Origin of the sequence: Rothia similimucilaginosa (assembly GCF_029850875.1) — a bacterium.
Lineage (GTDB): Bacteria > Actinomycetota > Actinomycetes > Actinomycetales > Micrococcaceae > Rothia.
The window spans coordinates 1-23,026 of record NZ_JAOVAM010000009.1 but is presented as its reverse complement, the minus strand read 5'-3'; the positions used below and the strand labels follow the sequence as shown (position 1 = coordinate 23,026).

The window sequence follows — 23,026 nt, the reverse complement described above, 5'->3', positions numbered from 1 at the left end:
CGAGTACGGGGTGGCGGCAGTTTGCTGTCTCGAAGGGTTCTGTATATGGCAAAAGCGTGGTGCAGTAACTCTAAATCACTGCACCACGCTTTTGATGCCCTATTGAATACTCCGGAAGTTAGGATGCACGGCGGGCACGAGCTGCGCGACGCTTCATCGCACGACGCTCGTCTTCACTGGTGCCACCCCATACGCCGGAGTCCTGGCCGGTCTCGATGGCCCACTTCAGGCAGACGTCTACAACCTCGCAAGAGCGGCAGACGGTCTTTGCCTCTTCAATCTGCAACAGGGCAGGTCCGGTGTTTCCTACGGGGAAGAACAGCTCCGGATCCTTATCCAAACAAGCTGCACGACTACGCCAATCCACGGTGGACCTCCTTCATGATTTACGGTCTCACGCGGTGGCAAGACACATCTATTTTCCTGTGCGCGTGTCAAATACATCCGCTGATGGGATGCTCACCCAGCGTTAGGGTGAAAATTGACTTATCAACTTTCGCATGTTGGAGCGGATGTGACAAGTACTTTTCTCTAAAAACTTCAGTATTACACTGAGTCATCTATCACTTAGGTAAACCTTTGTCTAATTGAGGGGATGGGGAATCGCATGCTGACACGCATATCCTGCGCCGCGTCTCATAGATAAGATGCGGGCGGCTGGGGGAGCGGCGCCTCATGCATAATATAAAGCGGTACCTACCCCTGAAATACCGCACCGATGACGAGGCGGTGAACCCGAGACGGGGAGCACCCCCGCTAACGCACTAGCGCATCGGACAAATGCCAGCCCATCGGACCGAATACACCCCGGTCTGCCCCAACACTACCATGAGGAGCCCACCGTGACGTCACGCCCGTTCAACGTCATCTATGCATTCGTTCTGACCGAAGTCTTCGCGGCATACATTCTGATTCGCGGTATCCTCTACCCCTTTATCGTCAGTGGTATATCTACAGCCCAGGCGATTGTGGGCGGCGTACTCCAGGTGCTTATCGCTGCGGGCATGACCTACTTCGGCCTGCGTTTTTACCGCGGCCGCTTCGGTTCGCGCCTGCCCATGATCCTAATTACCCTCTGTGCCCTGTGGGTCACCGCAAGCACCCTCGTCATGAACGTGAGCGCTTACGGCCTGAATATCGGCCAGATCATCACGATTGCGGGTGTTATTGGCGCAGCGGCTGCCTTCATCTTCGTGCTTATGCCCAGTAGCCGCCGCTATATTGAAGCGGTCACCGAGGCGTCGGGCGAAGAAGCAGAGAAGTACAGCCGCCGATACCGCTAAATCCCTAGAGCGTAAAACCCTAGCGCCGCTAAACCCTAGATAGCTGGCTCTAGAGTGCTCAGCTCTAGACTGCTACCGGCACCTTCTGCGTAGCTGTTACAGCCTGTGTAGCCGTGGCCAGCGCCAGGGGAACCTGTGCCGCGCACACGGAGGCACCATCCATTACCACAAGACGACCAGCGGGCTGCTCGCCCTGTGTGAATCGATCCAGAGGCAGTGCGGTCACTGTGCACATGTCAGCATCCGCCAAGGATGCGGGAGCGAGCAGAAGCGCACGCGAGCATCCCATGAGCGCAGCCAGCAGGGGTGAGGAGGCGCGCCTCGGCCACGGCGTGTAGGCGACCAGCATGGCGCGGAACTCACCGCGACGCTCCAGAAGTAGCTGCTGAACGGCGGGGGAGAGATACTGCAGGTCATCGATGAATACGAGCGTGCGCGCGGGGTTCTTTACCGAGTCCAGGAGCGCACGGGTATGTTCCACACTCGGTGGCTCATCCATGGTGCCGCCCGAACCCTCAAGGACGAGGGTGCTCAGCTGCGGGTTGAGCTGAGCAATGCTTTCCAGCAGGGTGCTTTTACCCGCCGACCGGGAACCCTGCACCGGAACTACCGCGCCAGCCGGGGCGCTCAACCAGACCGGCATCTGCCCGCGGTCAAAGGCGACCAACAGCTTAGCGCCCCGTGGATTGCAGGTGGCGTGGGCGGCGGTCACGTACTCGGTCGAGGGCATGCGATAGTACTCGGGGAACTGCCGCAGAAGAGTGCCAGGGCGAGTGTCTGACCCTTTAGAAGCGCTCGTGGCGTTACCCTGCAGAACCTGAACCAGCTCCTGAAAACCCGCAACGCAGGGCGAAAGAATCGAAGCGCTCAGCGGCTGATCTCCAATCAACTCCTCATTAATGGCACCCTCCACGCAGTAGTGGCTCTGTGCCGGAGTCGGGTAGTCCTTGCTTGGTGAACGCATCAGGTCAGCATCCAGGAAGCGGCGGCTCAACAGCGTGGAATGCGCCGCAGCGGCGAAACGACCGCGCGGGTTCAACGCGGAAGTGAACGCCACCGAATAGCCGCGGCGGCACCCCTGTGAGAGCAGATCATAGAGCAGGTTCTCCGTATCGGGTTGGCGAACTAGCGACTCCAGCCAAGTGTCTAGACCATCCACGACAATGAGCGGGCGGGTGGAAGCCTCGGCACCCCACAGGTTCGGGGTGCGCAGCTCCTCCAGGCAGAACCGCAGATGTGAAAGTTCCTGCGCACCCACGAGCGCCTCAAAGGCACCGGCGTAAGGTTCCAGGTCGCGGTAGAGCGCACCGTCAGAGGTCAGCAGAACAACTGGCGTGCGGGCGGCGAACGCCTGAGCTAAAAGCCCGTAGAGCATCGGGGCTCGTTCGGCGCTCTGCGCCAGCAATGCCAGTGCCTGCTGACCCGACCAGCTGATCGGGCGGCGCACGCCGTAGCGGGCAATCTCCAGCTCACCCAATAGATACCCTTCGGAGGCAGCACCAGAGTTTGCAGGTTCCTGTGGGGTGGCGGCCCGGTCAATGCCGTACGCTACCGGTTCGCTAACCGGCGCCTCCAACACAGGCAGCAGGGTGTTCTCGGGAAGCTCCGGCGGAATCGGGCAATACTCACCCTGAACCACCACATTCTTCTGAAGACTCCTCGGCGCGTACTCGCGTTCATAGAGCGTACGAATCTGCTGCGCCGAACGAATCAGCAGCTCATCCTCATTTCTGCTGCCCTTCTGAATGGCAGAAGCGGCAGTCAGCTCACGCCAGCCGCCCTCCTCTAGACTCAACACCTGCACCGGGCGGGCATCGCTGCTCGAGGGGACCGCATCCACCAGCGGGGCGCGGAACGGTACGGAACGGCCATCCGGCAGGCGCACATACCCGGCACCCGGATGCGCGGCTGAAATATACGCCGCAGACTCATGCTCCAGCAGGTTGTATGAATCCTGAGCGCTCGCCACTCGCAAGCAAATACTCGTGGCAATATTGGCGCGAATATCCTGCGAAATAGCACCCTGCGGACGCTGAGTCGCCAACACCAGATGGAGACCCAGCGAGCGACCAATCGTGGCGATGCGCATCAGCTCAGCCATAGCATCCGGCATGGAATCGATGAGCATTCGGAACTCATCCACCACAATCAGCAGCTCGGGGTAGTGCGGAGTCGTGCCCGCCGCCTGACAGGAGGCCAGGTAATCGCGGTAGGAGTTTACGCCGAGCGCCTGCAGATCCACCTCGCGGCGGTGAATATCGGCGCGCAAAAATTCGAGCGCACGCTCCACCGCGGATACATCAAAATTACTCAACACGCTGAGCGCATGTGGCAGCTGAGCCAGAGGGCCCAAACCAGCCGAGCCCTTGAAATCCACCAGAATCAGGCCGAGGCGCTCGGGCGGGTAACGTAGCGCAGCGCTGAGCACCAGCGAACGCAACAGCTGCGACTTGCCTGCACCGGTCGTGCCACCGAGTAACCAGTGCGGACCGTGCTCAGACAAACCAATATTCAGCGAGCCACCCGAAGAAACACCTAGGTAGCAGCGAATATCGGAGGCGTAACACTGAGCCGACCAGCGCTGCAGAACAGACTCCACCGCCATGTCATCGGCGCGGTTCCTTTGCCGCGCACTCTGCGACTGGAGAGAAGAGAAAAGATGTGCCGACTGGTGCACCTGCGCCTCACTGAGCGCGCCCTGCTCCTGCTCGCACCCGGCGCGGTACAGGTTCTCAAGAGCGGCACAGAACGCCTTAACGCTGAGCCCATCGGCGTGCTGACACAGACCCTCACACGCCAGAGGATGCACCTGGTAGACACCCTCGATGGGCTGCACCGGAGGCGCCGCATAGCCCTGCGCGCGGTAGCGGATGCTCTGATGATGGCTACCTTCACTCGCGCACTCAACCCAGGCGGCACTAAAAAGCGCACCGGGTGCATGGGCGGAACTATCTCCCTCAGCGCTATCCAGCACGCAGAGCGCTGGGGCATTCACCTTTTGTTCACGCGGGGAAGTGAACGCACGGGACTGTGAAGACTCCGCGACCGCCTCAGAGGTCAGCGAGGTCAGCAGGGGAGCGTAGATAGCGCTCGCCTGCTGGGGCATGAGAATCAGCGGCGGACAAGATGCGGAAAGCTCCGACTGCAAGCTGCTCTGTAGGGCCTGCAGATACTTCTCCTGCTGTACACCCGGCAGACAATGCACACTCACCCCCGGCACCACAGCCAGAGTCTGTATCAGACGATTAGTTCGCTGCTGGCCAGCGCTATCAGCGCTACCCAGCAGAATGTGCATCGAACCGGGATAGCCTGCTACCAGCTGCACCAGGTAGGCGCGCAGATGCGCCTCCTCCAGCTTCAGGTAGTGACCGAGAGCCGGGGTGGGGAGTGGTAGATAGTGGGGTGCATCCTGCTTCTCCAGAGCGCCCAGCGGGAGGTTGCGGCCGCGCAGGTAGGGGTGGCGAGGACCGCACCCGAGCACAATAGCGAGGTAGGCGGCATTATGCAGGTCAGAGGGACCCGAAATCGCCAGGTCTCCCGCGGTCGGCAGGGCGAGAGCACGTTCCTTTTCTTGCAACGCCGCCTGATGAGTCTGCTGCGATGCGGCACGGCTCTCCGCCTGACCACCAAAGAAATGCAGAAGCATCAGCAGTGAAGATGCCGCAGACATCAGCAGAAGGAACCACATGCCTGTCGCCAGCGCAATAATCAGACCCACCACAATTGGCAGGCATACGCTCAACAGAATCTGCTTGAGCTTACGCGGTGCGGGAGGGTTCACCCCTACCGGCTCAAAGGGATTGCCGGTATCGCCCAGGGGAGCGAGTGTTTGCACGAGCTCGCCGGAGGAAGAATCGGGGGAAGAGCCGGGGGTAGCGGCGGTGACACTTGCCTTCTGTGCGGTGTGTTCGCCGTCGGTGCTGGGGGAGGTAAGTACGCAGAGTGAAGAGCCAAGGCGGAAGGGCTCGTTCCAGTGCAGGATGTGCGGCTCGGCGTTCTGCCCCCTCAATCTGCCCTGTACCTTCTTACTTCCCTGCTTTTTCTCGCTACCCTCGCTCGTGGCGGGATGCTTCTCGATCCAACGGATGCCGGAACTATCGGCGTAGAAGCTGCCGTGCACCGGCTTGAGGAAGGGGTCCTGCAGATGGATATGATGTGGTTGTTCTCCTCCGCGGGCAGTTAGCGCTGCCCTGCCGAGGCTGGTGCGGCCGCGGCTGATGGGGAAGGTTGTGCCCGCGTTGGGGCCCCGCAGAATGTTCAGGAGGCTGACAGCGGGCGCGTTCAGTGGCTGAGAATTCAGGGACTGAGATTCGTTCGGAATGTGGATATTTAGCGTTGTCGAGGCGTTGAGGGGGTCCTTATTGTGCTCGGGGTGTAGTTGGAATGTCGTCTCCTGTGCTTTAGCGCGCGCGCCGGGTGCCGAGCGTTGCAGAGCGTGGTTGAGTGCCTGCTCTAGAGCCTGCTGGTTTGCGTTACCTGCGCTACCGGGGTGCAGCTGTATTCCGTTGGATGCCACCTCGCCGTCGAGTCGGAGTACGCGAGGGTAGGGGAGCGCGTCGGTGGTGTTGTGGTGGTCGAGAAAGAAGAGAGTCATACTCTCAGAAAATATTAAAAACTATCAAAGCTCAATAAATTATCTGTAAATAAACCAATATGTTCGTATTTTTTGAATTTTTCACCCCAATTTTCAAAAAGCTGTGGATAAACCGCCCCAATCACCTCTCGTATGCACCGGCGCGCCTCCCCAAATATGCCGGCAGGGGTGCTTTTCTTGTAGCGGGTGAGAGCGTTGAAGTGCCCGCTCTGATCTGTTGCTTGTGTTTGCAGCCCTATGTAGCGGCTAATTACCGTAGTAAATAGAGTGGGGTGAATATTTACCCATAAATAAAATTCTTTTATTGTGAGCAGGCCGTAAAAATGCGCAGAAGAAAGACCTTTCTTAGACCCGTTTGACCTCGGGGCTTGTGAAGAATATTCACCCAGAGAAAGAGGGCGCGAACAATAGTCCAAAAGTCCCTAAAAGCACGTCATAAGTATGTGTAGTGCTTGATAAACAGGTATCTTAGATTATGACTATATCCATCACGGGAGGGGTTGTTGTACCCGCCCGTGCGGATTGCGGCGCGACTGAGAACCCTCGGATGTGTCCAATCTGGTAGGTGAATACCGCCCTCGCAGAAGCGGCGGTGCGCCGTGATAATACAGGAGAAAACATTGACCGCTGACCTCGTAGTAGTCGGTTCGGGCCTCTTTGGTCTGACCATCGCAGAACAGGCTGCCACTGAGCTGGGCCTGAAAGTTGCCCTGCTGGACCGCCGTTCCCACATCGGTGGTAACGCATACAGCGAGAAGGAGAAGCAGACCGGTATTGAGGTGCACCGCTACGGTGCGCACCTGTTCCACACCTCCAACGAGCGTGTCTGGGAGTATGTGAACCGTTTCACCAAGTTCACCAACTACGTACACCGCGTGTACACCCGCCACAACGGCATCGTGTACCCCATGCCCATTAACCTGGGTACCATCAACCAGTTCTTCAACGCAGCTTACTCTCCCGCAGAAGCAAAGGCGCTCATCGCTGAGCAGGCTGGTGAGCTGGCTGGCACCGACCCGCAGAACCTGAACGATAAGGGTATCTCCCTGATTGGTCGCCCCCTGTACGAGGCGTTCATCAAGCACTACACCGCTAAGCAGTGGCAGACCCCGCCGGAAGAGCTGCCCGCATCCATCATTTCCCGTCTGCCGGTTCGCTACAACTACGATAACCGCTACTTCAACGACAAGTACGAGGGTCTGCCCGTTGACGGCTACGCAGCATGGCTGGAGCGTATGGCGGCGCACCCGAACATTGAGGTGCACCTGAACACTGACTTCTTCGAGCCCGGCCACCAGTACTCTCGCGAGAACGTCCTGGGTCAGATTCCCGTGGTCTACACCGGTCCGGTTGACCGCTACTTCGACTATGCTGAGGGCGACCTGTCCTGGCGTACCATCGACCTGGAAGAAGAGGTCCTGCCGATTGAGGACTTCCAAGGCTGCTCCGTGATGAACTACCCCGATGCTGATGTTCCGTTCACCCGCATCCACGAGTTCCGTCACTTCCACCCCGAGCGTGACTACACTAAGGACGCAACCGTCATCATGCGCGAGTACTCTCGCTTCGCTAACAAGGGGGATGAGCCGTACTACCCGGTCAACACCTCCGTGGACCGTGAGAAGCTGCTGGCGTACCGCGACCTGGCTAAGGGCGAGAACAACGTGCTGTTCGGTGGTCGCCTGGGTACCTACAAGTACCTCGATATGCACATGGCTATCGGTGCTGCATTGTCCATGTTCGACAACAAGATCCGCCCGCACTTCGCTAACGGTGCGAAGATCGAGTCCGGTGGTGTCGACGCATAACCATGGCTGATAAGACTTTGAAGAACCTGCAGCGGGTTATTTTCCCGAGCGCAGTTGAGACCGACGTCGTCCCCCTGTATGTGGATGCGGGTGTTGCAACCGGCGTTCAGATGCCCACCCGTATTGACGGTGACGCTTCCACCTCCATTACGGAGGCTATGAACATCTCCGGTCAGTCTGTTTCGAGCGCTAGAGCGAACCGTGATGCCGCGAACAGTCTGAATAGCCGCCGCTCCATCACCGTGAATGCAGGCCAAAGCTTGTCTTTCGGTACGTACTTCAACGCGTTCCCCGCTTCGTACTGGCGCCGCTGGACCGACCTGCAGAAGGTCGTGCTGAGCGTTCAGACTCGCGGCGAGGGCATGGTCATTGTGTACAAGTCCAATGGCCGTGGCGTGATTCAGCGCGTAGATGCGAAGTTGCTCTCCGGCGAGGAGACCAGCACCTTCACCCTGCCCCTGGCACCATTCGGTGACGGCGGCTGGTACTGGTTCGACCTGGCTGGTACCGGTGACCTTGAGCTGATTGAAGCGAACTGGTTGGGCAATATTGAGTCCCGCGCGGACGTGAAGGCTGGTCAGGCGACCGTCCAGATTACTACCATGAACAAGGTGGAGTACTGCATCAACAACATTCGTGCTCTGGGTGAGAGCCCCGAGATTTTCGATGCTGTGCACGAGTTCCTGATTGTGGATCAGGGCACCCAGAAGGTGCAGGACCACGAGGACTTCGAAGAGGTTGTCAAGCCCCTCTCCGGTAAGTTCCGCATTATCAACCAGGGCAACCTGGGTGGTTCCGGCGGCTTCTCGCGTGGCATGTTCGAGGCTGTCAACAATGGATCCGATTACGTGCTACTGCTCGATGACGACGTCATCGTTGAGCCCGAGTCGATTCTGCGTATGGTGACTTTTGCGAACTACTGCAAGGAACCTACTATCGTGGGTGCGCACATGTTCGACATGTATGACCGTTCGGTCCTGCACGCATTTGGTGAGGTTGTTGACCCGTGGCGCAACTTTTACGCTAAGCCGCACCAAGACATGGGCATGGGTCACAACCTGGGCTACCATAACCTGCGTAGCACCCCGTGGTTGCACCGCCGCGTGGACGTGGACTACAACGGTTGGTGGATGTGCCTCATCCCGACCACTGTCATTAAGGAAATCGGTCTGTCTCTACCGCTGTTCCTGAAGTGGGATGACGCTGAGTACGGTCTGCGCGCTAAGGCTGCGGGCTTCGCTACCGTGTCCTTTCCCGGTGCGGGCGTGTGGCACGTGTCCTGGACCGATAAGGATGACTCCGTCGGCTGGCAGGCGTACTACCACGAGCGCAACCGCCTCATTACGGCGCTGCTACACTCGCCCTTCGATAAGGGCGGCCGCGTGCTGCTGGACTCCCTGTTCTTGGACGTCAAGCATACCCTGTCCATGCAGTACTACACCGAGGCTGGCCGCCTGATGGCGCTGAAGGATCTGCTCTCCGGCCCCGATCACCTGCACCCCTCGCTCTCGCAGCGTCTGCCGGTGATTCGTGCGATGGCTAAGGAGTACCCGGAATCTCAGGTGAAGCCGAACGTGGATGACTTCCCGGCTATTCAGACAAAGAAGCCTCCGTTCCGTGGTCGCCGTTCCTTCTCGTCTCCGGGCTACACGAAGCTTGCTTCGTGGACCGCGAAGACTGTTGCTCGTCAGCTGCTCAAGCCGGTGAGTGAAGAGGCGAAGACTCACCCGCAGATTCAGCTGAACTACGGCGAGACTAACTGGTGGACCCTGTCGAAGTTCGACTCGGCTCTGGCTACTAACGCTGAGGGTACCGGTCTGTTCTGGTACCGCCGCGACCCCGAGCAGCTCAAGTCGAAGCTGGCTCAGGCCGCTAAGCTGCACGTTCAGCTAGTGACCGGTTGGGATAAGTTGCGTGAGCAGTACCGTTCGAAGGCTGCTGAGGTTGCCTCTTACGATGCGTGGGCTAAGACCTTCGCTGAGCACACGGATTCTGAGCTGACCCGATGAACGATCTGAAGTCTGTTCCCCTGAAGGCGCCCGGCCGTGGGCGCGGCATCCTGGATGCGGTGAAGAACCGCTACCTGCTTCGACTGCTGGTTGATAAGGAAATCCAGGTTCGCTACCGCGGCTCGGTGCTGGGCATCTTGTGGTCGTACATTAAGCCGGGTGTGCAGTTCCTGGTGTTCTACATTGCCATGGGTATGTTCCTTGGCTTGGAACGCGGTATGCACAACTATGCGGTGTACCTGTTCTCGGGCATGATTGCCATTAACTTCTTTTCGGAGGGTTTTGGTAATGGTGCTCGCGCAATGGTGGTTAACAGCGCGCTGATTCGTAAGATTTACCTGCCGCGTGAGTTGTTCTCGCTGTCGACGGTGTGGGTGGCTCTGGTGCATTTTGTGCCTCAGATTGCTGTGATGCTACTGGCCTGCTTCTTGGTGGGGTGGTCCCCGACCTTCCTTGCATTTGGGTCGATTCTGGTGGGCATGCTTATCGTGATGATGCTGTCCTATGGTTTGGGTCTGATTTTTGGCGTGGCGAACGTGTTCTTCCGCGATTCGGAGAACATTGTGGACATGCTGCTGATGGTGGCTACCTGGTTCTCGCCGGTGCTGTACTCCTGGACCATGGTGCGTGAAACTCTCTACCCATGGGTGTTCAACGTGTTCATGATGAACCCGTTGACGGTTGCGGTGGAGCTGTTCCACTATGGCTTCTGGCATCCGACGCTCCGTCCTGAGGATTTGGCGCTTCCTGCTTCGCAGGTGGTTCCGCATCTCTTCAGCTTGTGGACTCCGATTGCCCTTGGTATTTCTCTGCTGACCGTTTTAATTGGTGATTTGCTCTTCCGTAAGTTTGAAGGCAACTTCGCCCAGGAGCTCTGATTCTGTGGATATTAAGAAGCTTGAGTTCCCGCCGGTGAGCCCGGACGCTCCCGTGGTGATTCACGTGGAGAATTTGGTGAAGCGCTTCGTTCTGCGCCACACCCGTTCGATGAAGGAAGCTTTTGTGTGGCTGATTAAGGGCCGCAAGGGCGATCTTTCGGAGAAGTTCAATGCGCTCAACGGCGTGAGCCTGGACATTCGTCAGGGTGAGCGTGTGGCTCTTCTCGGTCTGAACGGTTCGGGTAAGTCCACGCTGCTGAAGATGATTTCTGGCGTGATGCGCGCCGACGAGGGCGAGGTTCTCACTCGCGGCAATATTGCAGGTCTGATTGAGGTGGGCGCTGGTTTCCACCCGGATCTGACCGGTCGCGATAACGTGTACCTCAACGGTGCGATTTTGGGTATGTCCAAGGAAGAGATTGAGGCTTCCTTCGATTCGATCGTGGATTTTGCTGAGATTCACGACTTTATTGATACCGAGGTGAAGTTCTACTCTTCAGGTATGTACCTACGTCTGGCGTTTTCGGTTGCGGTGCATACGAACCCGGATATCTTCCTGGTGGATGAGATTCTTGCGGTGGGTGATGAGCCTTTCCAGAAGAAGTGCATTGCGAAGATTCAGGAGCTGTGCTCTGCCGGTAGAACTCTTGCCGTGGTGAGCCATGACTTGGATTTGGTCTCTAAGATTTGTGACCGTGGCGTGGTGCTGGAGCACGGTAACCTGCGTTTTGACGGCCCAATTAAGGAAGCTGTGAAGGTGATTCGCGGTGGCGACTAGCTGCTAAATGATTGCTGGTGATGGGGCGTGTATTCCCGATGGGGGAGCGCACGCCCCTTTGCTATGCCCGGAAGTTGTGCCTGAGAATCTATTGTTGCTCGATAGGGTTCTAGCGTTTCAACAGAGGCGGCTGCGGGGATTTAAGACGAAATGTTACGTGTGCACCGTGCGCAATATGGCGGTGGCCAACGGTAATTGGTTCGAGGGATGCACATGCATTTGTTTTGCAAGTCACAACCGACTAGGTGTTTTGGGTTTTAGTACACGTTAGGTAACGATATGTGCATTTCTATGCGTCAAAAATACTCAAATATTATACTCGTAAATATTAAGGGGTGTTTTATTACATTTTGATAAATTTGATGCGCTGAGGGTAGGATGATGGTGGCGTTGAGATATTACTACTTCGCCGTATTCCAGATAACCACATAACCACACACAGCATCGGATCACTTCAATGGAGAATACCGTACTGGATACCCGGGCGGAGCATCTAAATCTGCTCGAAGAAAATATTCGTGAGGCAATGCGCCACCGTAGCCTGGACCCGCACGAGGACCAGCACGCCGTTCGCGGGCTTATTGACGAGCACCTAAACGATTACGAACAGCGACGTACCCGCATTTCTCTGCCCGATTTGGGTGACCGTGAATCCGTGATTCAGCGCCTGCATAATGAAATCTGCGGCTTTGGCGTGATTCAGCCGTTCCTCGATGATGAGAGCGTTGAAGAAATTTGGATCAACTCTCCCGACGAAATCTTTATTGCCCGCAACGGCGAAAGTGAATTGACCGGTCTGCATCTGAGTGCCGAGGCGATTAATAGCCTGCTGGAGCGCATGCTCAAGCCTTCGGGTCGTCGTGTGGACCTTTCCTCCCCGTTTGTTGATGCATCCCTGCCGGATGGTTCCCGCCTGCACGCGGTGATTCCGGATATTACCCGCAGGCACACGAGCATCAATATCCGTAAGTTCGTGGTGCGTGCCCGCCGCCTGCCCGACCTGGTGCGCATGAACTCGCTGAGTGCCGGCGCGGCGTCCCTGCTGCACGCGGCGGTGGAGAGCGGCATGAACATCCTCGTTTCGGGCGCAACCCAAGCGGGTAAGACCACGATGCTGAACTGCCTATCGGCATCTATTCCGCCGCGTGAGCGTGTGATTACGTGCGAAGAAATTTTTGAGCTCGCAGTTCCGCTACGCGATGTGGTGGGTCTGCAGTGCCGCCAACCGAACCTTGAGGGCACCGGAGCGATTGAGCTGCGCCGCCTGGTCAAGGAAGCTCTGCGTATGCGCCCCGATCGCATCCTCATTGGTGAAGTGCGTGAAGCGGAATCCCTGGATATGCTCATTGCGCTCAATGCAGGTCTGCCGGGTATGTGCACGATTCACGCGAACTCGGCGCGTGACGCGGTGACCAAGATTTGCACTCTGCCGTTGCTGGCGGGCGAGAATATTTCCTCGACATTCGTGGTGCCGACCGTGGCGTCCTGCTTTGACATTGTGGTGCATTGCGGGCGCGATTCGCACGGTCAGCGTCAGGTCGAAGAGATTAGCATGCTGGGCGGCCGCGTTGAGGACGGCGTGATTGAGATGTCCCCGCTGTTTGTGCGTCGTGAAGGGCAGATGGTGTGCGTGGCATTGGAGCTGCCGAACCCGGACCGTTGGGTTCGTGTCGGTCACCATCCCGAGCAGGTGCTGGCGGCGGCGAAGGCGGGTCAGTAATGCCTCTGTTTCTGAGCCTGATTTTGGCGTTGGGCGTCTGCCTGATTTACCTTTCCTGCTTTCCTGATAATGGTAAGCCGCCGAAGCCGAGTAACGACCCGGCGCTGGTTGTGGCACTGCGTAAGGCAGGTATGCATTCGCTGACTCCACGAACGTTTATGTGGGTGAGTGTTGCCAGCGGTGTGAGCGCGTCGGTTCTGTTGCTGATTCTTACTCAGCTTTTGCCGCTGGGTCTGCTGGGCCTGATTGGTGGTTTTGTGGCGCCTCGCGTAGTCGTGAATCATCGTGCCCGCGCAGCGGATGCCCGTATTTGGCAGTTGTGGCCGGATGCGGTGGACCACCTGCGTTCGGCCATTCGTGCGGGTTTGTCCCTGCCCGAGGCGCTGATTCAGCTCTCTTACCGCGGCCCGGAAGAGTTGCGTGATGCCTTCACCCATTTCTCGCGTGACTACCGCGCGTCCGGTGAGTTTGTGACCTCACTGAACCGTTTGAAGGAGTACCTCTCTGACCCGGTGGCAGACACCATTATCGAGGCCTTGAAGATTGCCCGCGAGGTGGGTGGGTCGGACCTGGGTAAGTTGCTGGGCACGCTGAGTGATTTTCTACGTGAGAATGCGCGTACCCGTTCGGAGCTTCTGGCGCGTCAGTCGTGGACTGTGAATGCGGCTCGCCTCTCCTGCGTGGCGCCCTGGTTTGTGCTGTGTCTGATGGCAACTCAGCCTGCCGCGCGCATGGTTTATAACTCGTTTGCAGGTGCGACACTGATGATTGCCGGCGCCGCTATTTCTTTGGCAGCGTACCGTCTGATGCTACGTATTGGTGAGTTGCCGCGTGAACGGAGGGTTTTCGGATGAACCTACCTCTGATTTTTGGTCTGCTGTTAGCGACCGGCGTGGGTCTGATTCTCTCATCGGTGCTGAATACTCGCAGTATTTCGTTCTCTGATCGTGTGGCGTCGCAGCTGCGCAGTGAGACTCTGCGTGAGTCGCTCTTGAAGGAGCAGGAGCGCCGCGAGGCGAGCCTGCTGGAGGCGATTTCGGCGTTCTGTGCGCCGCTTCTGCGTTCGCTGTCCTCGTCGTTGAGCGGCTCGTCGCTGAGTGATAGTTCGGTGCAGGAGCGTTTGCGTCGGGCTGGCTCTTCGCAGAGTGTGAGCGCGTTTCGTGCTGAGCAGCTGCTGTGGGCTCTTGCCGGTGTGACCGTCATGAGTGCCCTGACTGTCATCGGCGTGGTGCAGGAGCGTTTTTCCATTCTGGTGGCTCTTGTGCTGGTGCTGGTGAGTGGTTTGAGCGGCTTTCTGGCGCGTGACTGGTGGCTGGGCGAGACGGTGACTAAGCGCGAGAAGCAGCTGGTCGCTGAGTTCCCGGCGCTGGCGGAGATGATGGCGCTGTCGGTGACGGCGGGCGAGTCGGCCCTGGCGGCTTTGGAGCGTATCTGCCTGACTTCTCGCGGCGAGTTGGCTCGTGAGTTTTCTGATATTTTGGCTCAGACCCGCACCGGTGTTTCGCTCTTGAGCGCGTTGCAGGAGTTCGCGGAGCGTACTCGCGTTCCGGTGTTGAGCCGCTTTGTTGAGGGTATTGCTGTTGCGATTGAGCGCGGTACCCCTCTGGCTGATGTGTTGCGTGCGCAGGCTCAGGATGTACGCGATAACGCTAAGCGTGAGCTGATGGAAACAGCCGGTAAGAAGGAGATTGCGATGCTCGCCCCGGTGGTGTTTTTCATCCTGCCGCTGACCGTAATTTTTGCGGTCTTCCCGGGCCTGTCGCTCATGCGTTTGAACTTTTAGATTTTGCGGCGGGTACACACCGTACCGGCCGCGCCGCGATGGGCTGGGCTGATTGCCCGGTGCACCGCACCAACCACACACTACACCCTTTGATGAAGGAGAAAATCATGTTCCGTCGTTTCCGCACCACCCTCACCGTGCTGATTGCCCTGGCTATCGCATCCGTGCTGGCTCTGCGCCTGAAGAACAAGCAGGGTGACCCCGAGCGCGGCGACGTGCCCGGCTGGGTCATGATCACCATGATGAGTGCCGTGCTGGTTGCCGCTATCCTGGCGATCGCTCAGCCGGCTCTGACCAAGATGTTCAACGACGCGATTGCTCTGGTTCACCAGTAATGTGTAAGCCCCGCATCGCTTCTGAGCTGACTGCCGCTGAGCTATCCTCCGCGGAATATTCTGTGGAGGATAGCGAGCGCGGTGACGCCAGCACGGAATTCGTCATGGTCGGTGCGCTGTTGGTGTTGCTAACCATGGCGATTCTGCAGGTTTCTTTCGCTCTGTATGCACGAACCATGTTGGTGGATGCTGCGGCGGCTGGGGCACGTTACGGTACGATGCGTGACCGCACTCCGCAGGAGGGCATGGAGCGTACCCGTCAGATGATTGAGGGGGTTCTTCCGTCTTCCTATGCTGAGAATATTTCGTACCATCAGAGTAGTGATTCTACGGGGGTGCGCACCTTGGAGGTGACGGTGAAGTCGCCTTTGCCGGTGCTGGGCCCGTGGGGTTTTCCGGATTCCATTGAGGTGAAGGGGCATGCGATTTATGCGGAGCATCGTTCCGGTGATTAGTGGCTTTTCGCTTCGGCGGTGTGTGAAGGAACACCTGAAGAACCGCTCCGATTTGTACAATCCTGAAGAGGGTAGCGCCATTGTGGAGTTCCTGGGGTTGGGCATTACTCTGCTCATCCCGGTGCTCTACGGCATTCTGACGATCTTTAGCTTGCAGTCTTCAGTGATGGCGGCTCATGCTGCGAGCGCCCAGGTGGTGCTGTATGTGCAGGAGCAACCGCAGGATTCGTCGGTTGGCCCGGATTTGGCTCAGCGTCTGGCGGTGCATGCTGCCGCTGATTACGGGGTTGAGCCCTCCGATGTGAGCGTGTCGTTGAGCTGTTCGTCGGGGGAGTGCGTCTCGGGTACGAAGGCGTACGCCACGGTGACGGTTCAGGCACGTTTGCTGCTGTTGCCTTCGTTTATGGGCGGCGGTGTGATTCCGGTGAGTTCTCATGCGACGAGTTGGGGGTCTGGTCATGCTGATTCCTAATGGTTTACCGGCTCATGCCGGTGTGCAGAGCCGGGCGCTCGCCTCAGACCCGGAAGAGGGCAGTATTGCCCTGCTGATTGTGGGCATGCTGGCGTTGCTTCTGCTTATCGGCTCGGTGACGGTGGCGATTACCGGTGCCTATCTGCAGACTCAGCATCTGCAGGATGTGGCGGACGCTCAGGCGAACTCGATTACCCGCACGATCCGCACTCCGGAGGAGGCGAATGGTTCGGCGGCGTGGGAGTATGCGAGCACGTACCTGGCTGAGGTTCAGCCGGGACAGGATTTTCATAGGTTGCGTCTGGAGAACGTGTCCGTGGATTCTGATCACAGCGTGCACGTGTACCTGTCGGCTCGTATTCGTCCGCCGCTGCTGTCGATTCTGGTGCCTGATGGCATTGAGGTGACCGCTCATGGTTCGTCGCGTTTGAAGATGAGCCAGGGACCTTCCACCGATTAGTGCGTCTATCAACGGCGCAAGGGCTTATCAGCTCACTCTCTTATTGGTGTGTTGTGAGCCCCCATAGCTTGCGAGGGTGCATCCGTAAGGTAGTGTAACGGCTAGCGGATGCACCCTCGTTTTTTGCCTTCTTTTACATCTTCGTTCCGCGGCCTTTGCCCTCTACCCACCTGTCCTTCTGCGCTGTGGGCTGTTGCGGGCTGTAACGGCGGGACTTTCTGGCAGTTTCGCGATAGTGTTAAAAGCTATGGCATCCTTCGACTTTTCTGCTGAGATTAAAGAGCTTCGCACGATTTTCACCTCTATTGCTGCTGTGAGCGATATTGAGGGGATTGAGCGCGCCATTGAGGACCTGTCTGCGCAGGCTGCTGCACCCGATTTGTGGGATGACGTGGAGAATGCGCAGAAGGTGACGAGCGCACTGTCGTATAAGCAATCGGAACTGAATCGTCTGCGTTCGCTGTCTTCTCGCATTGATGATGTTGAGGTAATGGTGGAGCTTGCAGAAGCTGAGGATGAGGAGACTGCCGCCGAGCTGCTCGCCGATGCTGAGCGTGAGTGCGGTGAAATCCGCGCAAAACTGGAAGAGCTTGAGGTGCTGGTGCTACTGTCGGGTGAGTACGATCAGCGTGAGGCTGTGGTGACGATCCGTTCGGGCGCCGGTGGCGTGGATGCTGCTGATTTCGCGGAGATGCTGCTGCGCATGTACCTGCGTTGGGCGGAGAAGAACGGCTACCCGACGAAGGTTCTGGATACCTCCTACGCTGAGGAGGCGGGCCTGAAGTCGGTGACCTTTGAGGTTAATGCGCCGTACGCTTTTGGTCGCCTGTCGGTGGAGGCGGGTACTCACCGCCTGGTGCGTATTTCTCCGTTCGATAATCAGGGCCGCCGTCAGACGTCGTTTGCTGCGGTTGAGGTAATTCCTCTGATTGAGCAGACGGATGCTATTGAGATCCCCGAGTCCGAGATTAAGGTGGATGTGTTCCGCTCGTCGGGCCCGGGCGGCCAGTCGGTGAACACGACGGATTCGGCGGTGCGTATGACTCACTTGCCGACCGGTATTGTGGTGTCGATGCAGAATGAGAAGTCTCAGTTGCAGAACCGTGCGGCGGCTTTGCGTGTGCTACAGTCTCGCCTGTTGCTGTTGCGTAAGGAGCAGGAGGATGCGAAGAGGAAGGAGCTTGCCGGTGATATTAAGGCAAGCTGGGGTGATCAGATGCGCTCCTATGTTCTGCATCCATACCAGATGGTGAAGGATCTGCGTACCGGCTATGAGGAGGGTAATACCTCTAATGTTTTGGATGGCGGTTTGAACGCCTTTATTGATGCTGGTATTCGCTGGCGTGCTTCGGGGCGCGCGGTTGAAGAGAGCTAAGACGTATAAGGATTGAGTGATGGCTCAGAAAAAGAAGAAAGACGCGAAGAAGGACCCGAATAACGCGATTATTGCCCAGAATAAGAAGGCTCGCCACAACTACAACATTGTGGATACCTATGAGGCGGGCATTGTTCTGCTGGGTACTGAGGTGAAATCTCTGCGTGATGGCGGGGCGTCCATTGTGGACGGTTTCTGCCAGGTGACCGATAACGAGATGTGGCTCGAGGGTATTCATATCGCGGAGTATGGTTACGGTACGTGGACGAACCATGCAGCTCGTCGTCGCCGGAAGCTGCTGCTGCATCGTTCTGAGATTAATAAGTTGGCGCAGAAGCTGAAGGAGACCGGTTACACGGTGGTTCCGTTGAAGCTGTACTTCTCGAATGGTCGTGCGAAGGTTGAGATTGCTTTGGCGACCGGTAAGCGTGAGTACGATAAGCGTCAGGCTTTGCGTGAGCGTCAGGATGACCTGGAGGCGCGCCGCGCGATGCGTTACCGCAACCTCGGCTAGAGCTGAGGCGGCGGCGGGAACCTATCTAGTCGGTGACTTCTGGTAGATGCGGGCACGGTTCCTCGCGTATAATTGTTGGAAAATCGTGGCGTACCGCGAGCACCATATTTTATGAGGAGACATATGTCTGAGAACCCGAATTACCAGCAGAACCCGGGCGAGTTCATCCCCGCACCGCAGCAGGCCCCCGCATACAATATGCAGGGTGGCTACCCCGGCTACCAGCCGACTCCGAGCTCGGCTCTGGCGATTGCTTCGCTGATTCTGGGTATTATTGGTCTGCTGTCTGGCTGGCTGATTTTCGGTGGCGTGCTGGGTCTGGTTGGCGTGATTCTGGGTATTGTTGCCCTGGTGAAGGTGAAGAATGGTACCGCCTCCGGTAAGGGTATGGCGATTGGTGGTATTGTCACCGGTGCGCTGGGCATGATTGTTGCTGTTGGCGTGCTGATTCTGGGCTTGATTGGCATTGGTATGCTCAGCGACTGCGCTGAGAATGCGGTGCAGGATTCGAGCGGTAACTATGTGTGCACCGTTCATGGTGAAACCATGACGATGAGCCCTAAGGAATATGAATCTGTCCGCCGTTAAGTCACGTTGAGTCTTTGAAACGTTGAGGGACCGAATAGTGGTGAACTATTCGGTCCCTTGCTCTTTTTCGGCGCTGAATCTGCCCGATTGGTGGATTCTGGGGGATGATTCTGGAATCTTAGACTTCATAGATGCCCCAGGTGATGGCTTATTCATATAATGGAACTGAACTCAGCGCGCAATGGTGCATTGGGTGAGTATAAATTGTTCGCTGTAACTGTGATGGAAAGAACGACGGATGTCTGAGAATAACTACGGAAACAACCAGGGAAACGCACAGAACCCCTACGCTGCTCAGCAGCCTAATTCTTCAGCCCAGAGCTCTTACGGTCAGAATTACGGCCAGGCTCCTGCAACGCAGAGTACTTACGGCCAGGATTACGGTCAGAGCGCATCCGCCCAGAATAGCTACGGCCAGACTCAACAGAACACTACTGCGCAGAACGCGCCCCAGCAGAACCAGTACGGTCAGTTCGGTGCGCAGTCTTCTTCTCAGAATGCTTACGGCCAGAACGCTGCTCAGGGTATTTCTGCCCAGGGCGCTTCGGCTCAGGGTGCTGCAGCGCAGAACCCCTACGGCCAGGCTCAGCCCGTCCAGCAGCAGTATGGCTACGGTCAGGACGCCTCCTACCAGGCGCAGCCCGCTGACTACAACTACCAGCAGAACTCTTACCAGCAGCAGCCTCAGCAGGATGCTTACGGTTACGGCCAGCCCGCGGGTTACCCGTATGCGGCTCCGGTGACGAAGAAGGCTCCCGGCATGGCACTGGCGGCGATGATTCTCGGTATCGCGGCTGTACTGACAGGTTTCCTTGTGTTTGGTGCCCTGTTGGGTATCGCCGCGATTATTCTGGGCGTGCTGTCCCTCAAGAAGACGAAGGAAGTTGGCGCAGGTAAGGCATTCGCCCTGACCGGTATTATCACTGGTGCGGTGTCTGTCCTGATTTCGATTTGCATGCTTTTCGTAGCCATTTCTTTAGTTCAGGCTACTCAGAAGTGCCTTGAGGTTGGTACCGAGGATGGTCACGGTAACGTGGTCTGCCAGATTGGTGACAACCCGAACAACCGCATGACTGTTTCGGCTCACCGCTAAGGTTTGACAGCCTAGTGCGGTACGCGAACGGGGTGAGGCTCCCAGAAGATTTGGGGCGCCTCACCCCGTTTGCTGTGCCCGTGATCTTCTGTGCCGATTTTCTGCACCGATTTTCTGGGCCCGCCGTTGATTCGGGTGTGTGCGGTGGCGGATGTTTCGGCGGTGGAGGTGCGCTCTTCGCAGGCAGCGTTCTCTGCGTCTGTTCTTGGCGGGTGTTCTCTGTCAGTGAGCGCACCCTGCGTGTGGGGTAGGGGACTTGCACACCGTTAAACACCTCCGATATACTGAATCTCTACCGTGTTTGAATGGCACCGCGGCATCAAGGTATGTTGAGGAAAACTTTCAGAAGACGGTGGGCTTTTTGATAAAAGCATAGGGGGATGATCGGTTTCGACGATGTGAGTTGAGATGGGTGAAGCGTGCCGAGGATGCAGGGTTATCTCGTTAACGCCCTCTGCAAAAAATTAAGTGCAGAATCTAAGCGCACTGACTTCGCACTCGCTGCCTAAGCGCGAGTTGCCGTCTGTCGGCCTGAGCATGCCTTTGGCTCAGTTACCGGCATCGACTTAAAAGGCCACTGCTGCTAGCCCTTGTTGCGGGGGCTGGCGGGACTTTTACGTGACTAGGTTCGTCGGTATATGTGTTTATGCAAGTACCGGAGCCGAAAAGTAGCGTTCGCATAAACTGCGCACGGAGAAGCCCCGTTGACGCCACATCGGACCGGGGTTCGATTCCCCGCATCTCCACGATCTCCCAACCGTCCGCTATTCCGTATGGGGTGCGGTGGTGATTATCGGTTCCAATCCAGAGGAAGAACTGCGGTAGGTTTCTACCACCCGGCAGGACGCCCCACGGCGTCACCTGCCGGGTATTTTTTATGCCCAATTGTCGGTCTGTTCCGGGGGTGTACCGGCATGCTCGTGGGTTGGGCGTCAAAAGGTTTAGGCTAACGTCAAAAGGAACTGATGAACCTGGTCATGGAGGGAAAGCTCGCTCATGAGGGTCACCCGGTTTTGCAGTGGATGATGGATAATATGTTCGTCCGCACCGACTCTGCCGGGAACATCAAACCCGACAAAGAAAAATTCACCGAGAAGATCGATGGTGTGGTGGCCACTATCATGGGCCTCGACCGTGCGATTAGATGCGGTAGTGGACCCGCCACTGAGAGCGTGTATGATAGCAAATGCATATTTTTCATGTAATGTCAATTTACGTGTTGCATCTGATGAGACTCTCTGGTAAACTATTAATTAGTGATGTGAGATGCATCACTATATGGTGTGGGAATGCATTCATCATACTGTTGCAGCAGTGTCCTGTGCTCTCACTCTTTAACCTGGGAGAGGTCCAATGCGTACGAAGAATATATTTACATTAGGATTTTTTCTCACTATTGTTCCGGTGTTCTGGGTGATTATCTCATTTGCCAGAGACGGGGAGTTCTTTAATCCAGTATCAATTCTAAGTGCAATTTTAGGAGGTCTTTTTGTCACTTTTGTAGCCAAAAAGACGCTTGAGAGTGATTCAAAGTTCCCTAAGGGACCCCCTAAAGGACCTAGTGTGTAAAACATCGCTTAGAAGTTTCTAAGTGGTCAACGAGATGTGGTAGCAGTTTTAAAACTGCTGCCACATCTTGCTGTATATAAAGGTAATATATGAGTCTTTTATCTTGGTTTGGTCTTAAAACACCTGCTCCATCAGCACCACAGAACACCTGGTCTTTGACGAACACCGCGTTCCCCGCATCTCCACGATCTCCCAGCCGTCCGCTATCCCGTATGGGGTGCGGCGGTGATTATCGGTTCCAATCCAGAGGAAGAACCGTGGTAGGTTTCTACCACCCGGCAGAACGCCCACCGCGTCACCTGCCGGGTATTTTTATACCCAATTGGTCGGTCCTGTATTGCCGGTCCGTTCTGGGGTGTACCGGCGTGCCCGAGGGCGCTCAGGTGACCGCATTGTAATGAGAACGCCATCAGAGAAGACGAAAACGCGTCCTATGCCGTAGTATCGAAGGGTAGATACCGTTGTTCGGTATTGATTGTTTATTCAATCTCACCGGCAACGTTAGAGAGCAACCACAGAGCCACCAAACGAGCCACAAAGTAGCCGGTCATATAGCATAGCCGCTCATAGTGACGCCAACGCTACGATACGGTAGCCACACAGCCGCTATGACGACCACTCAAGGACACACCATGGAGAACCAGATTCCCGCCCCCTCCTTCCCGGAGCAGAACAACGCAAACTCCCCGCAGCCGGTACCTGCAGGCGTAGCACCCGCACCCGCCCTGGGCGTGGCACCCGCTAACGTGCGCGACCGGGACGACAGCTACCAGCGCATCCCGGACATCTACCGGGTGCCGGCTGAGCACCGCCGCCCCTACGGTGAGACCACCGGCGACTTCCGCGGCCCCGGCTACTTCTACTCCATCGGTGCGTTCGGTGCCTCCCTGGGTGCCCTGGCCCTGACCCTCTACGCGTGGGTTCAGGTCGCGGCACTCCACGCTGAGGCAAGGATCAGCTCCGGCGGTTACAGCTCCTCTGCTAATAGCTCCAATCTGAGTCTGAGCCCCAACATCATGGTGATTGCTCTGCTGCTCGTGGGTCTGATCCCGGTAGGCGTGTCTATCTGGCTTGCCATCTACTCGGCGAAGGTGAACACCGGTCACACCACCAAGTACACCTCGAAGATGACGACCTTCAACATTCTGGCCTACATCATCTCGGGTCTGAGCCTGCTGGGTCTGCTCGGCACCCTCACGATGCTGTCCTAAAAACAGGCAACGCTTGCTCTCATAGCGATAATAGCGAGGCGGGGGGGGGGGGGGGGGGGGGGGGGCTGGCCGCGCGCGGGGAGGTGGGCGGACCCGGGGGG

At 57.2% G+C, this 23,026-nt stretch carries 21 protein-coding genes and 1 other RNA gene; 19 read left to right on the top strand and 3 right to left on the bottom strand.

Features of this window, described 5'->3' with window-relative positions; translation table 11 throughout:
* Positions 1-118: 118 nt before the first annotated feature.
* Positions 119-367 carry a WhiB family transcriptional regulator gene (locus QFX05_RS07460; RefSeq protein ID WP_005505386.1) on the bottom strand — a complete coding sequence of 83 codons (249 nt, stop codon included), beginning with the start codon at positions 365-367 and terminating at the stop codon, positions 119-121.
* A 475-nt stretch (positions 368-842) separates the two neighbouring features.
* On the opposite strand from QFX05_RS07460, the gene QFX05_RS07455 reads away from it, so the two are divergent.
* Positions 843-1,283 carry an alpha-N-acetylglucosamine transferase gene (locus QFX05_RS07455; protein WP_279742099.1) on the top strand — a complete coding sequence of 147 codons (441 nt, stop codon included), beginning with the start codon at positions 843-845 and terminating at the stop codon, positions 1,281-1,283.
* Between the two features lie 64 nt (positions 1,284-1,347).
* Here QFX05_RS07455 and QFX05_RS07450 read toward each other — a convergent pair whose 3' ends face one another.
* Positions 1,348-5,877 carry an FtsK/SpoIIIE domain-containing protein gene (locus tag QFX05_RS07450; protein WP_279742098.1) on the bottom strand — a complete coding sequence of 1,510 codons (4,530 nt, stop codon included), beginning with the start codon at positions 5,875-5,877 and terminating at the stop codon, positions 1,348-1,350.
* A gap of 14 nt (positions 5,878-5,891) precedes the next feature.
* Positions 5,892-6,293 carry a hypothetical protein gene (locus QFX05_RS07445; protein ID WP_279742097.1) on the bottom strand — a complete coding sequence of 134 codons (402 nt, stop codon included), beginning with the start codon at positions 6,291-6,293 and terminating at the stop codon, positions 5,892-5,894.
* Between the two features lie 204 nt (positions 6,294-6,497).
* Between QFX05_RS07445 and glf the strand changes: the two genes are divergently transcribed.
* The 18 genes from glf to QFX05_RS07355 all read left to right on the top strand — a co-directional run bounded on the left by glf (position 6,498) and on the right by QFX05_RS07355 (position 22,925).
* Entirely contained in the window at positions 6,498-7,685 is a 1,188-nt protein-coding gene (gene glf / locus QFX05_RS07440; RefSeq protein WP_279742096.1) for a UDP-galactopyranose mutase, read from the top strand.
* Between the two features lie 2 nt (positions 7,686-7,687).
* Positions 7,688-9,694 (top strand): glycosyltransferase, encoded by a 2,007-nt coding sequence (locus QFX05_RS07435; RefSeq protein ID WP_279742095.1) that lies wholly within the window; start codon positions 7,688-7,690, stop codon positions 9,692-9,694.
* Positions 9,691-10,572 carry an ABC transporter permease gene (locus tag QFX05_RS07430; protein WP_279742094.1) on the top strand — a complete coding sequence of 294 codons (882 nt, stop codon included), beginning with the start codon at positions 9,691-9,693 and terminating at the stop codon, positions 10,570-10,572. The genes QFX05_RS07435 and QFX05_RS07430 overlap by 4 nt, the downstream gene beginning before the upstream one ends.
* Positions 10,573-10,576: 4 nt before the next feature.
* Complete coding sequence (locus QFX05_RS07425; protein ID WP_279742092.1) at positions 10,577-11,350, top strand: ABC transporter ATP-binding protein; 774 nt, start codon at positions 10,577-10,579, stop codon at positions 11,348-11,350.
* A 457-nt stretch (positions 11,351-11,807) separates the two neighbouring features.
* Positions 11,808-13,070: a CpaF family protein gene (locus QFX05_RS07420; RefSeq protein WP_279742090.1), complete on the top strand. Its 1,263-nt coding sequence runs from the start codon at positions 11,808-11,810 to the stop codon at positions 13,068-13,070.
* Positions 13,070-13,924: a type II secretion system F family protein gene (locus QFX05_RS07415; protein WP_279742087.1), complete on the top strand. Its 855-nt coding sequence runs from the start codon at positions 13,070-13,072 to the stop codon at positions 13,922-13,924. Before QFX05_RS07420 ends, QFX05_RS07415 begins: the two co-directional genes overlap by 1 nt.
* Positions 13,921-14,853, top strand: a complete 933-nt coding sequence (locus QFX05_RS07410; protein ID WP_279742085.1) for a type II secretion system F family protein — start codon at positions 13,921-13,923, stop codon at positions 14,851-14,853. The genes QFX05_RS07415 and QFX05_RS07410 overlap by 4 nt, the downstream gene beginning before the upstream one ends.
* 107 nt (positions 14,854-14,960) lie before the next feature.
* Complete coding sequence (locus tag QFX05_RS07405; RefSeq protein ID WP_279742084.1) at positions 14,961-15,188, top strand: hypothetical protein; 228 nt, start codon at positions 14,961-14,963, stop codon at positions 15,186-15,188.
* Entirely contained in the window at positions 15,188-15,643 is a 456-nt protein-coding gene (locus tag QFX05_RS07400; protein ID WP_279742083.1) for a TadE family protein, read from the top strand. Before QFX05_RS07405 ends, QFX05_RS07400 begins: the two co-directional genes overlap by 1 nt.
* A gap of 22 nt (positions 15,644-15,665) precedes the next feature.
* The gene (locus QFX05_RS07395) at positions 15,666-16,115 is read left to right on the top strand and encodes a pilus assembly protein TadE (RefSeq protein ID WP_279742082.1); all 450 of its coding nucleotides are present in this window, start codon (positions 15,666-15,668) and stop codon (positions 16,113-16,115) included.
* Entirely contained in the window at positions 16,078-16,575 is a 498-nt protein-coding gene (locus QFX05_RS07390; protein ID WP_279742081.1) for a Tad domain-containing protein, read from the top strand. The genes QFX05_RS07395 and QFX05_RS07390 overlap by 38 nt, the downstream gene beginning before the upstream one ends.
* A 247-nt stretch (positions 16,576-16,822) precedes the next feature.
* Positions 16,823-17,950, top strand: coding sequence for a peptide chain release factor 2 (gene prfB, locus QFX05_RS07385; RefSeq protein ID WP_279742078.1), 1,128 nt, complete (start codon positions 16,823-16,825; stop codon positions 17,948-17,950).
* A 19-nt stretch (positions 17,951-17,969) separates the two neighbouring features.
* Entirely contained in the window at positions 17,970-18,464 is a 495-nt protein-coding gene (smpB, locus tag QFX05_RS07380; protein ID WP_005505423.1) for an SsrA-binding protein SmpB, read from the top strand.
* A gap of 123 nt (positions 18,465-18,587) precedes the next feature.
* A complete protein-coding gene (locus QFX05_RS07375) occupies positions 18,588-19,052 on the top strand; it encodes a DUF4190 domain-containing protein (RefSeq protein ID WP_279742075.1) in 465 nt (154 codons plus the stop codon).
* A 238-nt stretch (positions 19,053-19,290) separates the two neighbouring features.
* On the top strand, positions 19,291-20,145 hold the full coding sequence (locus tag QFX05_RS07370) for a DUF4190 domain-containing protein (protein ID WP_279742073.1): 855 nt from the start codon (positions 19,291-19,293) through the stop codon (positions 20,143-20,145).
* Between the two features lie 376 nt (positions 20,146-20,521).
* Positions 20,522-20,894, top strand: a transfer-messenger RNA (tmRNA) gene (gene ssrA, locus QFX05_RS07365).
* Between the two features lie 216 nt (positions 20,895-21,110).
* Entirely contained in the window at positions 21,111-21,350 is a 240-nt protein-coding gene (locus QFX05_RS07360) for a terminase TerL endonuclease subunit (RefSeq protein WP_279742071.1), read from the top strand.
* Positions 21,351-22,322: 972 nt separating this feature from the next.
* Positions 22,323-22,925 (top strand): hypothetical protein, encoded by a 603-nt coding sequence (locus QFX05_RS07355; RefSeq protein ID WP_279742069.1) that lies wholly within the window; start codon positions 22,323-22,325, stop codon positions 22,923-22,925.
* Positions 22,926-23,026: the final 101 nt, after the last annotated feature.

Bases quoted from the DNA above. Each gene is read 5' to 3' on its own strand.
- QFX05_RS07390 (WP_279742081.1), top strand. From the start codon at position 16,078: ATGCGACGAGTTGGGGGTCTGGTCATGCTGATTCCTAATGGTTTACCG.
- QFX05_RS07400 (WP_279742083.1), top strand. From the start codon at position 15,188: ATGTGTAAGCCCCGCATCGCTTCTGAGCTGACTGCCGCTGAGCTATCC.
- QFX05_RS07410 (WP_279742085.1), top strand. From the start codon at position 13,921: ATGAACCTACCTCTGATTTTTGGTCTGCTGTTAGCGACCGGCGTGGGT.
- QFX05_RS07420 (WP_279742090.1), top strand. From the start codon at position 11,808: ATGGAGAATACCGTACTGGATACCCGGGCGGAGCATCTAAATCTGCTC.
- QFX05_RS07430 (WP_279742094.1), top strand. From the start codon at position 9,691: ATGAACGATCTGAAGTCTGTTCCCCTGAAGGCGCCCGGCCGTGGGCGC.
- QFX05_RS07375 (WP_279742075.1), top strand. From the start codon at position 18,588: ATGTCTGAGAACCCGAATTACCAGCAGAACCCGGGCGAGTTCATCCCC.
- QFX05_RS07405 (WP_279742084.1), top strand. From the start codon at position 14,961: ATGTTCCGTCGTTTCCGCACCACCCTCACCGTGCTGATTGCCCTGGCT.
- QFX05_RS07450 (WP_279742098.1), bottom strand. From the start codon at position 5,877: ATGACTCTCTTCTTTCTCGACCACCACAACACCACCGACGCGCTCCCC.
- smpB (WP_005505423.1), top strand. From the start codon at position 17,970: ATGGCTCAGAAAAAGAAGAAAGACGCGAAGAAGGACCCGAATAACGCG.
- QFX05_RS07435 (WP_279742095.1), top strand. From the start codon at position 7,688: ATGGCTGATAAGACTTTGAAGAACCTGCAGCGGGTTATTTTCCCGAGC.
- prfB (WP_279742078.1), top strand. From the start codon at position 16,823: ATGGCATCCTTCGACTTTTCTGCTGAGATTAAAGAGCTTCGCACGATT.
- QFX05_RS07415 (WP_279742087.1), top strand. From the start codon at position 13,070: ATGCCTCTGTTTCTGAGCCTGATTTTGGCGTTGGGCGTCTGCCTGATT.
- QFX05_RS07370 (WP_279742073.1), top strand. From the start codon at position 19,291: ATGTCTGAGAATAACTACGGAAACAACCAGGGAAACGCACAGAACCCC.
- QFX05_RS07360 (WP_279742071.1), top strand. From the start codon at position 21,111: ATGAACCTGGTCATGGAGGGAAAGCTCGCTCATGAGGGTCACCCGGTT.
- QFX05_RS07355 (WP_279742069.1), top strand. From the start codon at position 22,323: ATGACGACCACTCAAGGACACACCATGGAGAACCAGATTCCCGCCCCC.